Here is a 13,525-nt window from a genome sequence, read left to right on the forward strand (position 1 = left end):
GCCACAAACAGCACTTAAAAAATGAGCGAAAACGGGCGAAGTCCAAGCGATATTTTTTTACTCGGAAATCGAAGATTGACGAACGATCTTGACCTTGCTTTTAGCCGTCACTTGTGAATTTCAAAAATTCGCCTTGTGAAGGCTTATTTGTTGCACGATACAACTTGTGAAATCCGGCTGGTTCACAATCTATACCTGTCATTTTTCTAGATAAATGGCATAAATTTTCAGCGCTAAGTGACAAAAGCAACTAATTTTTCATGATAGATTTTTAAATATCTCAATCTATCTCCAAAATTAGTTGCTTTTGTAGCTATAGTTGACTATGAATATGACACATAATTAGAAAAAACTGTGCCAATTAAATATAAAAATGACAAATTGATGAATCAAATTCAAATTAAGGGGGCAACCCTGGAAGTCTTAAATTTACCCTCAATGAATGGTATTGAAGATGAAAATTTAAGGCGTTTGATTAATAGCCTTGTCATTGAATTGTACAAGTATCAAGCAGAATCAGAACGAAAAAAAATTAAGGAACGTCAGGCACAGGGAATCGAAATTGCTAAGAAAAAAGGCAAATTCAAAGGTCGGCAACTGAAATTTAAAAAAAATGATCCACGTTTAAAGCATGCTTTCGATTTGTTTTTGAATGGTTTATCTGATAAAGAAGTTGAAGAACAAACTGGAATCAATCGCCGAACGTTTAGAAGGTATCGAGCAAGATATAACGTGACAGTAGATCAAAGAAAAAACAAAGAAAAGAGGGATAGTTAATGAGTACGGTTATTTTAGCTGAAAAACCAAGCCAGGCATTAGCCTACGCAAGTGCTTTAAAACAAAGCACCAAAAAAGACGGTTATTTTGAGATCAAAGACCCACTATTTACAGATGAAACGTTTATCACCTTTGGTTTTGGGCATTTAGTGGAATTAGCAGAACCAGGTCATTATGACGAAAAGTGGCAAAATTGGAAACTTGAATCTTTGCCGATTTTTCCTGATCGATACGATTTTGAAGTTGCAAAAGATAAGGGAAAGCAGTTTAAAATTGTTGCAGAACTTCTCAAAAAGGCAAATACAATTATTGTTGCAACAGATAGCGACAGAGAAGGTGAAAATATCGCCTGGTCGATTATCCATAAAGCAAATGCCTTTTCAAAAGATAAAACATTTAAAAGACTATGGATCAATAGCTTAGAAAAAGATGTGATCCGAAGCGGTTTTCAAAATTTGCAACCAGGAATGAATTACTATCCCTTTTATCAAGAAGCGCAAACACGCCAAATTGCCGATTGGTTGATCGGCATGAACGCAAGCCCTTTGTATACGTTAAATTTACAACAGAAAGGCGTACAAGGTACATTTTCACTAGGACGTGTTCAAACGCCCACCTTATACCTTATTTTTCAGCGCCAGGAAGCCATAGAGAATTTTAAAAAAGAACCTTTTTTCGAGGTGGAAGCTAGTATAAAAGTAAACCAAGGGTCATTTAAGGGCGTTCTAAGCCCCACACAGCGTTTTAAAATTTTAGCTTTTGTTTCTTCTAAACAAGCTAAAATAGGCAATCAAGAGGGGATAATTGCTGATGTTCAAACCAAAGAGAAAAAAACGAATAGTCCGAGTCTGTTTTCTTTAAGTAGTTTGCAATCAAAAGTTAATCAGCTTTATAAAGCGACAGCGAGCCAAACTTTAAAAGCTATGCAAGGACTGTATGAAGCAAAATTATTGAGTTATCCAAGAACAGATACACCATTTATTACAGAGAACGAATTTGCTTATTTAAAAGCGAATTTTGGCAAATATAGCGGTTTTTTAGGACTTGATCTTGAAATGGTTCAAACAGAGCCTAGAAAGCGTTATGTGGACGGTAGCAAGGTACAGGAACACCACGCCATTATCCCAACAAAACAAGTACCTACCGAATCTGCATTAGCGAAAATGGACGATTTGCAACGAAAAATTTATGCTTTAGTCGTTAAAACGACCGTTGCCATGTTTTTACCTGATTACTTGTATGAAGAAACCAAGATACAAACGAAGGGGGAAAAACAGACTTTAGACTGAAATAAAAAAAAAAAACTTAGTGAATCCATCTCGATTGACAGAATTTAAGGGCAGATAGACTTCCTTTTTTTATTTCACAATCTTGTTGTATAATAGTGTAAAGGATTAAAGGAGATGATTAGATGGAAAAACAAATTTGGAAGCAGTTTGTACAAGGAGAAACGAGAGTCCTAACGCAGCTTCCATCAAAAATAGCTAATTCATGGCAATTCTGTTTACAAAACCATGTGGATCCTTTTTTAGTCAAACCATCAAAAATTTTAACTGCAAGTGACTTAACAACGAAGCAGCAAGAGAATCAAGAACTCATCCAACTTGTTAAAGCGGAATTAAGTAGCATTGAAAAACAGTTTCACTTAACAAATCAACTATTTATTCTAACCGATAATGAAGCAAATATCATTTGGCGAACGGGAAATTATCAAGCAAGAGATTTTGCCAATGAGATTGCCTTTCGTGAAGGAAGTAATTGGTCAGAGTTAGAAGTCGGTACGAATGCTATCGGTCTGGCCTTGCGATCAAAAGAAGATGAGTGTCTTGCTTTGGAAGAACATTACTCGGCAGCATCAAGAAAATGGAGTTGTGCGGCATCACCAATTCTTGATGAAAACAATGAAATTCTCGGAGTCCTAGATATATCAACGTATCAAAACTCGACGGCGAAGGATTCATTTTTACTATTGACGATGCTGACGCAAAAAATATCCAATCAGCTGATGAAACGGCACATTCAACGACGAAATGACTTATTAGAGTACGCAAAGTCTTTTTTAGAAGAAGTTCTTTTTTGTGATGCGCATTTTCGCATTATTCAAGTACCGCCTAGTATGGCAGATCAGTTTCATATAGGGCAGGATATGCGTAAAATCATTAGTCCAGCAATGATTTATGATCAAGAAAGTATTATGCGTAATCGCCAACTAATCGGTTACAAATACAAATTGTATCAAGTGAAAAATGAAAAGGGTAACACACCGACCTATCCAGGTGTAGCTTCTAGAAGTAAGAGTTACCAACAGTTTTTGAATCAGGTTATTAAGGTCTCTACAACGAGTGTGCCAATTCATATTTTTGGCGAGTCAGGTAGTGGAAAGGAAATAATATCGCAGACCATTCACCAAAATAGTCCACAAAAAAATGGCCCTTTGATTGCTATTAATTGTGGGGCTATTAGTGAGAATTTATTGGAAAGTGAGCTTTTTGGCTATGCACCAGGCGCGTTTACTGGCGCCAATGCGAAAGGGTTTGAAGGAAAATTATCACAAGCCAATGGCGGCAGCTTATTTTTAGATGAGATTGATAGTATGCCGGAAAAGATGCAACAATCTTTGCTTCGTGTATTAGAAGACAAGATGGTGACCCCTATTAGTGGAAAACCGGTCATGACTGATTTTCGCTTAATTACGGCAAGTAACAAGGATTTACGGAAGTTGGCCCTAGAAGGCAAGTTCCGAGAAGATCTATTTTATCGCTTATTTGTATGTACGGTCCGCATTCCGCCTCTTAGAGAACGCTTAGAGGATATTGCTCCACTGGTTGACCGATTTATGGTGAGCAATCATTGGGAAATTGATTGGAAGTGGAAGATTGAAAAAGTTGCCAAAGGATATCCTTGGTACGGTAACATCCGGGAGTTCAATAATTTTCTATCGCGAGTGGCGATATTTTACTCTGATTCAGAACCGTCAGAGGATGAATTGAACGCCTTAATTCAAACAGGTAGCATTTACCTAAATCAGGGTTCAACCAATTCCTACGAACCTATCTTTACTAGCAAAATAAAATCAGAAAAACATCGGATTGAAGAAGCGTTAGAAGCGAGCCATTTCAATATGACAAAAACAGCAGAAACATTAAATATCTCACGAGCAACACTGTATCGCAAACTAAAAAAATACGAGTTGTCTTGGTAAATTTTTGTGAAAAAAAGCAAATTGAGAAGAAATTTGTTTTTTTAGTAAAAAAATAGTTTGAAGCAAAAAAAAAGAGAAGGAAACTTCTCTTTTTTTTGTGTCTCAGAAACTCGCTAATGAGACAAACTGTATCACATCTTTGTTGCGATTGTGTCTCAAAAAGGTAAGCGATTCCAAAGTGTGTGTTTCAAGATTAAAAATATGGCCGGAGTGATTTGTTGTATAACATCGTAAATCAGTCGTATAGCAAGGATTTGTGAAAGGAGAGATGTTCTCTCTTGTTTCACAAAAAAGTTGGCATGCAACTTGCTTATTACTAGACTGAAAGCGTAATCAATAAGGAGGGACAATTCATGACAAACTATGACTTAATTGTCATTGGCGCTGGACCGGGCGGCTATGTTGCGGCGATTAAAGCTGCACAACTCGGCAAAAAAGTAGCTGTGGTCGAAAAGAATAAAATAGGAGGTACCTGTCTAAATGTGGGCTGTATACCTTCGAAAAGCTATCTGCAACATGCGCATTGGCTCTTATCATTGGAAGAAGGAAAAAAACATGGTGTAGATACTACGCTCAATGCCATAGACTTTTCAAAAATGGTCGATCGAAAAAATGGCGTCGTTCAAACACTGCAATCGGGCATTCAGCATTTGTTTTCGAGTAATAAAATTGATTACATCGAAGGTGAGGCTGCGTTAGTTTCTAAGACGTGCGTCGAGGTAGCTGAGAAAGCATTGCATGCTGAAAAGATTTTATTGGCGACAGGGGGAAAACCTTTTGTGCCACCGATTAATGGGATTGAACACGCACATTATAATACGACCGATACGTTCTTTTCTATGGCTGAATTACCGAAAAAACTTGTCGTTATCGGTGGTGGGATTATTGCAGTGGAGTTGGCATTTGCAATGAAACCATTGGGCGTAGACGTAACGTTATTAGAGGTAGCCAAAGATATTTTACTAACGGAAGATCCAGAAGCGCGCAAAATCATCAAAAAGAAATTGTCAAAAATGGGCATTGCCATTACGACTTCTGCAAAAATTGACCAAGTAACCGATAAGGAAGTCATCGTAGCTGGGAAAGCTGTGGCATATGATCGCTTACTCGTAGCTGCTGGGCGAAAACCAGATTTGACTTTAGCGAGTCAACTGGAGATTGAATTGGATGAAGCAAGCCGTTTCGTTCGCGTAAACAATACGTATCAGACCAGTATTCCAAGTATCTATGCAATAGGCGATGTCATCGGAGGTTATCAATTGGCACATGTTGCCAGTCAAGAAGGGATACGCGCTGTCGAGGCGATGTTTGGTACTGAGAGATTCCCAGTGGATAAAACATCTGTCCCACGTTGTCTTTACACTAGTCCTGAAGTAGCAAGTTTTGGACTATCTGAAGAAGAAGCGAAAGCCCAATATCAAGATGTAGTTGTGAAGATGATGCCTTTTTCAGGAAATGGGAAAGCCATTGCAGCGATGGAAACAGATGGATTTGTCAAAATAATTAGTGAAAAACACTACCATCAAATTCTAGGAGCGGTAATTGTCGGAAGCCATGCAACAGAGATGATTCATACGATTTTAGCTGTAAAAGAAGCAGAAGGAACAATTGATGAGCTTGATGAAATGATTTTTGCCCATCCGACGCTTTCTGAAGTGATTGGTGAGACGAGCAATTCATTATTTGGACGAGCAATTCATGGTTAATAAGGAGGAAAAGAAAATGACAAAAATGACAAAAGATCAAGCAAAATGGATCCTAAAAACAATGTACGATATCCGTAATTTTGAAAACCAAGTGCATGATATTTTTACGACAGGTGAAATTCCAGGATTCGTTCACTTATATGCTGGCGAAGAAGCAATTGCAACAGGCGTCTGTGCGAATTTGACAGATGATGATTATATTACAAGTACGCACCGTGGTCATGGACATTGTATCGCAAAAGGTTGCGACTTAGATGGCATGATGGCTGAAATTTATGGGAAAGAAACAGGCTTAAATAAAGGAAAAGGTGGCTCGATGCATATCGCCGACGTCGGTAAAGGAATGCTTGGGGCTAACGGTATGGTCGGTGGCGGCTTCCCAATCGCTGTCGGAGCGGGCTTACGAAATAAATATCTAAAAACAAAAGATGTTGCGGTATGTTTCTTTGGTGATGGCGCTGCGAATGAAGGGACGTTCCATGAAGGAATTAATATGGCGTCGATTTGGAAATTACCGGTCATTTTTGTTAACGAAAATAACTCATTTGCGGAAGCAACACCGCAATGGTATTCATCCGGTTCTAAAACAATCGCCGAACGTGCAGCAGCATATGGCATTCCCGGTGTAAGAGTGGATGGCGATGACTTGTTTGCAGTCTATGAAGCTACTGGGGAAGCAATCGAGCGTGCACGAAAAGGCGAAGGGCCAACACTGGTTGAATGTGTAACGTATCGTAATTACGGGCACTTTGAAGGTGACGAACAAAAATACAAAAATATAGATGGTGAAGAAAAAAATCGCCAAGACCGCGATTGTATTCCAGAATTTATCGAAAAAGCAATTGCGAAAAAATTATTAACGAAAAAAGAAGCAGAAGAAATTGCTGAAAAATCAACTACTGATATTGCGCATGCCATTAAATTTGCTGAAGAAAGTCCAGTTCCACGCCCAGAAGCATTGTATGAAGATGTATTCGCAGACTAAGCAGAGAAAAAGGAGAGAAGAAACATGACTAGAAAAATTACTTTTATGAAAGCTATTAACGAAGCATTAGAACAATCAATGGAGCGTGACGATCGAGTAATCTTACTTGGTGAAGATATTGCCGGAGGAGCAAAGGTTCCTCACTTAGAAGAGTCAAATGAAGATGCTTGGGGTGGCGTGTTTGGTGTCACAAAAGGTCTGATGCCTAAATTCGGTCGCGAACGTGTGATTGATACACCAATCTCAGAAATGGGCTACATGGGAGCGGCAGTTGGTGCTGCTGCTACAGGATTACGTCCAGTCCCAGAATTGATGTTTAATGATTTTATTGGTTTTTGTTTTGACACAATCTTAGCTCAAGGCTCTAAAATGCGCTATATGTTTGGAGGAAAAGCGAAAATTCCGATGACTGTCCGTACGTGCCATGGTGCAGGCGCAAGTGCCGCTGCTCAACACTCAGGATCATATTATGGCATTTTTGGCTCTATTCCAGCGGTCAAAGTAGTTGTCCCTTCTAACCCTTATGATGCTAAAGGATTACTAACGGCTGCTATCGAAGATGACAACATTGTTATTTTCTCTGAAGATAAGACTCTTTATGGCTTAAAAGGTGAAGTGCCAGAAGAGTACTATACTGTTGAAATCGGAAAAGCAAAAGTAAAACAAGAAGGAACGGATTTGACCATTGTGACTATCGGAAAAATGTTATACGTTGCTCTTGAAGTGGCAGATAAATTAGCGAAAGATGGCATCTCTGTAGAAGTAATCGACTTGGTTACTGTAGCACCGTGGGATCAAGAAACGATTATTCAGTCAGTGAAGAAGACAGGTCGTTTAATCGTGATTGACGAAGCCAATCCCCATAATAATACTGCGACAGATATTGCATCTATCGTCGGAGACAAAGCATTTGATTATCTAGATGGACCAATTAAATGTGTCTGTGCACCAAATACACCCGTACCATTTGCTACAAACTTAGAACAATTATACTTACCAAATGCAGACCGTGTATTAGAAACTGCAAATGAATTAATCGCGGACTTAAAGAAATAAGAGGAGGTGGATAGTGAATGGCAACAGAAATTACAATGCCTAAATTAGGGCTTACAATGACAGAAGGAACCGTCGACAATTGGGCGAAAAAAGAAGGCGATGCCGTTAGTAAAGGTGAAGTTGTATGTACAATTAGTTCTGAAAAACTAAGCTACGACATTGAATCGTCAGTAGATGGAACATTGATTAAAATTTTGGTAGCAGAAGGCGATGATGCGGAATGTACTGCGCCAATCGGCTATATCGGAGAGCCAGGTGAACAAGTAAGCGGGGAGGCTTCACCAGCTGAACCTACTTCTGCTCCAGTAGAGGAAAATAAGGCAACAAGTGAGGAACCAAAAGCACAAGCGGCACCCGAAAGAAAAGCAGGTGAACGTATCTTTATTACACCATTAGCACGCAAATTAGCTGCTGAAAAAGGATTTGATATTGCCCAAATTAATGGCTCAGGTGGCAATGGTCGAATTACTCGACGCGATGTACAGCGTCATCAACCAAGTGTGGAGACTACTATTGCAGCCGCATCTTCAACCGTCGGAGCTGGCTTAAAAGGTATGCGTAAGACAATCGCTGAACGTATGATGCATAGCTTACAATCTACAGCACAAGTAACCATCCAACAAAAAGCAGATATTACGAATTTATTAGCATTCAAGAAAGAATTGCAATCTAAATCGAGTGTTCCATTGAAGGATGGTCAATTAAGTATTACGACCTTGCTTTCAAAAGCAGTCATCTTGGCTTTGAAAGAAACACCAGATATGAATGCCTGGTATCAAGATGGTTCTTATGAAAAACAAGAGGCAGTTCATCTTGGAATGGCCGTTTCCGTTGCAGATGGCCTAGTTGTACCAGTCGTTGAAGACGCTGATCGCATGACGCTTACTGAATTAGGTAAGACCTTAAATAGTCGGATTACCGAAGCTCGTGATGGGTCGTTAGCTGGCAAGCATTATTCAGGTTCGACCTTTACGATCAGTAATCTTGGCAAGAGTGGAGCAGAGTACTTCACACCAATCATCAATACACCAGAAATTGGTATCTTAGGTGTTGGGTCAATGCAAAGCCAATTAGCATTTGATGAAAATCGCGAAGTAGTTGAGTTGAAGAAATTACCATTAAGCTTGACATTCGATCATCAAATCTTAGACGGTTCACCAGCTGCAGAATTTTTAGGCCGCATCATTTTCTACTTGGAAAATCCGTATAGTTTAGTATTCTAAAAGGTTTATTCGTATTTAAGGTCGTGTGTCAGAAGTTCTACTATAAGTGAAAAGACAGAAAAATCAAAAGTTGGAAAGGCAACTTCTGGTTTTTCTGTCTTTTCCATTCGAAGCATACGATACATCGTGATACGTTTTGTAACATGATGTTTCATAAAACTTTCCGATTTGTTACAGTGTTTCTAAGAAAGTACGATTTTATCAACTGTTTTAATTTTGGCACGCTTTTTGCTCATTATCTAAGTGCTTCACATGTTTTGAAGGAAACGTGATGAATGAATGATGCATGGAGGAATGTCAAATGAAAGCAGCAGTATGGTATGGACAAAAAGATGTCCGTGTAGAAGATGTCGAAGTAAAGGCGTGTGAACCAGATGAAGTTCGAGTAAAAGTAGCATTTACTGGGATTTGTGGTTCAGACTTACATGAATTTTTAGAAGGACCAATTTTTATTCCCGTTGATCAACCAGATCCATTTGCAAAAGGTCAAGCGCCTTTAACGATGGGGCATGAATTTTCTGGAACGATTGAAGAAGTTGGTTCACAAGTGAAGGATGTAAAAGTTGGCGATCGTGTAGCTATTTTTCCTACGATGTCAAATGAAGCAAAAGTTGAAGAAGTTGATTTGTATGATGGCTATAACTTTATTGGCTTGGCAAGAGATGGCGGCTTCGCTGAATATTGTACCGTTCCAGAACATTACGTGTACAAATTGCCAGATGAAATGTCTTTTGAAGAAGGAGCTTTAGTTGAACCAACAGCGGTTGCTGTACAAGCGTGTAAAGAAGGCGGCGTAAAATTTGGTGACAAAGTTGCTATTTTTGGAGCCGGCCCAATCGGATGTTTAGTGGCTGCTGCTGCCAAGGCTGCTGGTGCGGTGGATATTATCGTTTGTGATTTGTCAGAAGAACGTTTAGAAAAAGCCAAAGAATTAGGTGCGACAGTCACATTGAATTCAGGAAAAGTAAATGTTGTTGAGGAAATCCGTGCGATGACAAACGGTGGGGTCGATGTTGCTTTTGAAGTTGCGGGCGTTGAAGTAACAGTCAAACAAGCGATAGATGTTACGAAAGCACGCGGCATGATGGTCATTGTGTCTATTTTTGCTCATGAAATATCTTGGCACCCAATGCAATTGATTAACTCTGGTGTGAAAATCACTTCGACCATTGCCTATACCCGTACGACATTTGCCCAAACAATTCAAGCGATTGCAAGTGGTCAATTAGCTGTTGATCCAGTGATTACAAGAAAAATTGAATTAGAAGAAATTGTGGAAGAAGGCTTTGGTCTTTTGACTAGAGACAAATCACAATCGAAAATCTTAGTAGACATTCAAAAAGGTCGCTAATTAAAAATTAGGCCGCATAATGGCGATTATGTGGCCACCCTACCACAAAGATTGAAGCTGAAAAGCTCCAAGTAAAAGGTCCTGAAAATTCGAAAGTTGTTGTTCAAACTTTTGGATTTTCGGGACTTTTTGCTTGGAACTAATTTTGGGTCGCCGTGACGATTTTAAAAGACAGATTTTTTTGTGTCTCAGGATTATGGTCATTTGCATGAATTCTTGAATGGATACTCGTCAGTTTGCGAATGCTAAGGTGAGTCGCAAAAAAATATGCTAAACTGAAGCTATCTAGAGATAAAAAGAGGAATTATATATGTTAAAAAAAGATTCATCATTTGTTGAAGCAAGTCTTGTTTTGCTTGTTATTTTTGCTACTTTGGCGTATTTTGTCATTTTTGTGCAGATGAGTGCCTTGATCGCAATTTTGATTGTATTGATGGTACTAACGGGATATGTCTATTGGAAAGATCGCTCGTTTGATGCAATTCATAAAGGAATGGTCGAAGGAATCCGACCAGGAATTATTCCAATTGTGATTTTTATTTTGGTGGGAGCCCTGATTGCCGTCTGGATTCAAGCGGGAATTATTCCAACCTTAATGGTTTATGGTTTTCAGAATTTGCGTATTGAATGGTTCGTGCCATCGGTTCTGTTGCAAAGTCTCAAAAAGGTCATTAGTTTTTCAAGATGATTCTTATTTAAGCAGGGATTCCTAATAGTCCTTTGATTTCTGTACAGACGGAAAAGCCAAAAAGAGACCCTTCTTTTCGGCTTTTTTTATAAATTCCTCGAATCGCTTCCATGCCTTTAATCGTGGTTGAGGCTGTTCGCAAACTTTGGTAAAATTTGTTTCTTCGCTTAATTGGACGATGATCTTGTTCAATCAGATTATTCAGATACTTGATTGTTCGATGTTCTGTTGTTATATACAGTCCATTTTTCTGAAGCTTTCTGAAGGCACTCTTAATAGAGGGTGCTTTATCCGTTACTAGAACCTTTGGTTCTCCAAACTGGTTCTTCAGTCGTTTTAGAAAAGCATACGCAGCCTGTGTGTCGCGCTTTTTCCGTAACCAGATATCTAAGGTTAAGCCATCTACATCGATAGCGCGATATAAATAATGCCACTTTCCTTTAATTTTGATATAAGTCTCGTCCATTTTCCATGAATAAAAGGACTGTTTGTTTTTCTTTTTCCAAATTTGATAAAGAATCTTTCCGTATTCTTGCACCCAACGGTAAATTGTGGTGTGACAAACGTGAATTCCTCGGTCATACAGAATTTCCTGCACTTCACGATAACTCAGGTTGTACCGAAGATAGTAGCCGACGGCTACGATAATCACGTCTTTTTGAAATTGTTTTCCTTTGAACTGAGTCATCTTCATTCCTCCAAGCTATCTTTTTCAATTATTTTACCTCAAAATGAGCTTATCGGAAACTTTGCAACAGAACCGGAAAAATTGTGTTGATAATCATGTATATTTTTTAGATTTTAATGGTTCTAATTTAACTAGCGTATCGAATTTAATAAATTAGTTAATTATACTAAACATGAACCAATAAAATTGGCAATTATGACTGTCTCTTATACACATCTAGATGTGTATAAGAGACAGAGTCTATGTTGTTCACTGTGTGTTGGAAAGCAAAAAAAAATTTCCTAAGGCTACGCATGGATCTGGAGCAGCATTGGATTTAGGAATAGCAATTAGAAGAGCAATTTGCGAAGCTTTTCAGTTACGTACTTCTCAAATCATATTAGAGAACACTGGAGAAATAATGCAAAAAGAGTATATAGCTTATAAAGAATGGGGATATGGCAATGAAGATTATTATTCTATATTTTTAAATAAGCAAGAAAGAAATAAAGTAATATACAACGTTGAAAATATGCCTACAAACAACATAAGTCTAAAATTACTAAATGACAGTTTAAACAAAGTTGGTTATGAAGTATTTTTTTACGATTTATCTAGAAAAGATGTCCCACTAAAATCTGTTCGAGTTATTATACCTGGAATGCAAGACATAGACAATGAATTTAATAAAATAACTAGAAGTTTAACTGCTAAAGAAATAATAAATAGAAAAGTATTATTTACTTGATACAAAATGGAGGGGAAACATGTCAAAAATATCTATCTACTACTTTTTTAATAGTTTGGTAGTATTTGCACTACAATTATTTGGAGCTATTTCATATATATTTCTAAATCCTGTCTCTTATACACATCTAGATGTGTATAAGAGACAGGTCTAACTTAATTTGACAATTAAGATAATGAAAAACTTAAAAAATTTAAAAATAGGAATATATGATAAAAAAACTGAATCCTACTATTCATCACAAATTATTTGTTTTCCTGATTGTAAAAATTTTATTTTCCCTACTGTTAGTCGTTTAAATAACTATTGTCTCTTATACACATCTAGATGTGTATAAGAGACAGATTTTCCCTACTGTTAGTCGTTTAAATAACTATGATAGTAACGGTACTAGTCATAGAGAAAATAAAATTTTAAATTTAGATAACTTTATAGGAAGATTATCACCTGTTACTTATTGTGAAGATTTATCACAACAAGATAATTTCTATTATCCAGTATATGGTGCTATATCAGCATCAAAACGAGAAGAAAAAAAATATACTTATCATGGAGGAAAAGGTATCAATCATGAACAAGCAAAAGAAAGTGCAATAGGAGAATGTCTAGAAAGATATAGTGCTCGAATGTTCGGATATGAAAAAATTATTTTAGAATCAGAAGAAACTATTGCTTATTCATCATTAGAATATCTATCCCCATCTGACTTATTTCCTTTAAAAGAACTAAATTATTCACAAAGTAAAAAAATAGAATGGGTTTATGGCAAAAACTTAAAAAATAATAATGATACTTTAATTCCTGCAAATGTCGTTTTTTTTCCGTATATCAGAGATAAGAATTTACATTTTACTTCTCAAACAACAACAGGATTAGCTGCTGGAACTACGTTAAATGAAGCTATTTTACAGGGGATCTTAGAAATTATCGAAAGAAATTATTATTCGACGTTATATAGAAATAATGATATAAATAAAGAAATCTGTGATATAGAATTACTCAATATAGCATCTTTAAATATACCATGGCTAAACTCTGTGTATAAACTGTCTCTTATACACATCTAGATGTGTATAAGAGACAGCCTTTGAACTGAGTCATCTTCATTCCTCCAAGCTATCT

General features: G+C 37.5%; 11 protein-coding genes and 2 pseudogenes. 11 read left to right on the forward strand and 2 right to left on the reverse strand.

The genetic code is table 11. The features are described 5' to 3' along the window. Nucleotides 1–378: 378 nt before the first annotated feature. From A5849_RS14105 to A5849_RS14135, 7 genes and pseudogenes are all read left to right on the forward strand, one after another. Nucleotides 379–777, forward strand: a pseudogene (locus A5849_RS14105) (recombinase family protein); the annotation flags it as partial. Beyond that, nucleotides 777–2,042: pseudogene (locus tag A5849_RS14110) on the forward strand (DNA topoisomerase); the annotation flags it as partial. The pseudogenes A5849_RS14105 and A5849_RS14110, both read left to right, overlap by 1 nt. Nucleotides 2,043–2,188: 146 nt before the next feature. Continuing rightward, nucleotides 2,189–3,979: a sigma-54-dependent Fis family transcriptional regulator gene (locus tag A5849_RS14115; RefSeq protein WP_086310197.1), complete on the forward strand. Its 1,791-nt coding sequence runs from the start codon at nucleotides 2,189–2,191 to the stop codon at nucleotides 3,977–3,979. A gap of 353 nt (nucleotides 3,980–4,332) precedes the next feature. Further along, nucleotides 4,333–5,685, forward strand: a complete 1,353-nt coding sequence (gene lpdA, locus A5849_RS14120) for a dihydrolipoyl dehydrogenase (protein WP_010731440.1) — start codon at nucleotides 4,333–4,335, stop codon at nucleotides 5,683–5,685. Nucleotides 5,686–5,701: 16 nt separating this feature from the next. Continuing rightward, complete coding sequence (locus A5849_RS14125; protein WP_010731441.1) at nucleotides 5,702–6,670, forward strand: thiamine pyrophosphate-dependent dehydrogenase E1 component subunit alpha; 969 nt, start codon at nucleotides 5,702–5,704, stop codon at nucleotides 6,668–6,670. Nucleotides 6,671–6,694: 24 nt separating this feature from the next. Further along, entirely contained in the window at nucleotides 6,695–7,726 is a 1,032-nt protein-coding gene (locus A5849_RS14130) for an alpha-ketoacid dehydrogenase subunit beta (RefSeq protein WP_002405048.1), read from the forward strand. 17 nt (nucleotides 7,727–7,743) lie between these two features. Continuing rightward, nucleotides 7,744–8,949: a dihydrolipoamide acetyltransferase family protein gene (locus A5849_RS14135; protein WP_086310198.1), complete on the forward strand. Its 1,206-nt coding sequence runs from the start codon at nucleotides 7,744–7,746 to the stop codon at nucleotides 8,947–8,949. A 5-nt stretch (nucleotides 8,950–8,954) separates the two neighbouring features. Here the strand turns inward: A5849_RS14135 and A5849_RS15020 are convergent, their stop codons facing one another. Next, a complete protein-coding gene (locus A5849_RS15020; RefSeq protein WP_010731444.1) occupies nucleotides 8,955–9,104 on the reverse strand; it encodes a hypothetical protein in 150 nt (49 codons plus the stop codon). A 146-nt stretch (nucleotides 9,105–9,250) separates the two neighbouring features. Between A5849_RS15020 and A5849_RS14140 the strand changes: the two genes are divergently transcribed. Together A5849_RS14140 and A5849_RS14145 are read left to right on the forward strand one after the other, a co-directional pair. Next, the gene (locus tag A5849_RS14140) at nucleotides 9,251–10,300 is read left to right on the forward strand and encodes a 2,3-butanediol dehydrogenase (protein WP_025188186.1); all 1,050 of its coding nucleotides are present in this window, start codon (nucleotides 9,251–9,253) and stop codon (nucleotides 10,298–10,300) included. Nucleotides 10,301–10,610: 310 nt separating this feature from the next. Beyond that, nucleotides 10,611–10,988, forward strand: coding sequence for a hypothetical protein (locus tag A5849_RS14145; protein ID WP_002405054.1), 378 nt, complete (start codon nucleotides 10,611–10,613; stop codon nucleotides 10,986–10,988). A 7-nt stretch (nucleotides 10,989–10,995) separates the two neighbouring features. On the opposite strand, the gene A5849_RS14150 is transcribed toward A5849_RS14145, so the two are convergent. Continuing rightward, nucleotides 10,996–11,676: an IS6-like element ISEnfa1 family transposase gene (locus A5849_RS14150; RefSeq protein WP_000191454.1), complete on the reverse strand. Its 681-nt coding sequence runs from the start codon at nucleotides 11,674–11,676 to the stop codon at nucleotides 10,996–10,998. A gap of 220 nt (nucleotides 11,677–11,896) precedes the next feature. Here A5849_RS14150 and A5849_RS14155 point away from each other — a divergent pair, with 220 nt between their 5' ends. Together A5849_RS14155 and A5849_RS14160 are read left to right on the forward strand one after the other, a co-directional pair. Further along, the gene (locus tag A5849_RS14155) at nucleotides 11,897–12,403 is read left to right on the forward strand and encodes a YcaO-like family protein (RefSeq protein ID WP_086310199.1); all 507 of its coding nucleotides are present in this window, start codon (nucleotides 11,897–11,899) and stop codon (nucleotides 12,401–12,403) included. Nucleotides 12,404–12,732: 329 nt separating this feature from the next. Further along, entirely contained in the window at nucleotides 12,733–13,470 is a 738-nt protein-coding gene (locus tag A5849_RS14160; protein ID WP_179189227.1) for a YcaO-like family protein, read from the forward strand. The last annotated feature ends 55 nt before the right edge of the window (nucleotides 13,471–13,525 follow it).

Origin of the sequence: Enterococcus sp. 10F3_DIV0382 (assembly GCF_002140245.1) — a bacterium.
Lineage (GTDB): Bacteria > Bacillota > Bacilli > Lactobacillales > Enterococcaceae > Enterococcus_B > Enterococcus_B lactis.

Coding starts and splice junctions, on each gene's coding strand:
- lpdA (WP_010731440.1), top strand. CDS start 4,333: ATGACAAACTATGACTTAATTGTCATTGGCGCTGGACCGGGCGGCTAT.
- A5849_RS14145 (WP_002405054.1), top strand. CDS start 10,611: ATGTTAAAAAAAGATTCATCATTTGTTGAAGCAAGTCTTGTTTTGCTT.
- A5849_RS15020 (WP_010731444.1), bottom strand. CDS start 9,104: ATGAAACATCATGTTACAAAACGTATCACGATGTATCGTATGCTTCGA.
- A5849_RS14115 (WP_086310197.1), top strand. CDS start 2,189: ATGGAAAAACAAATTTGGAAGCAGTTTGTACAAGGAGAAACGAGAGTC.
- A5849_RS14155 (WP_086310199.1), top strand. CDS start 11,897: ATGTGTATAAGAGACAGAGTCTATGTTGTTCACTGTGTGTTGGAAAGC.
- A5849_RS14125 (WP_010731441.1), top strand. CDS start 5,702: ATGACAAAAATGACAAAAGATCAAGCAAAATGGATCCTAAAAACAATG.
- A5849_RS14130 (WP_002405048.1), top strand. CDS start 6,695: ATGACTAGAAAAATTACTTTTATGAAAGCTATTAACGAAGCATTAGAA.
- A5849_RS14140 (WP_025188186.1), top strand. CDS start 9,251: ATGAAAGCAGCAGTATGGTATGGACAAAAAGATGTCCGTGTAGAAGAT.
- A5849_RS14150 (WP_000191454.1), bottom strand. CDS start 11,676: ATGACTCAGTTCAAAGGAAAACAATTTCAAAAAGACGTGATTATCGTA.
- A5849_RS14135 (WP_086310198.1), top strand. CDS start 7,744: ATGGCAACAGAAATTACAATGCCTAAATTAGGGCTTACAATGACAGAA.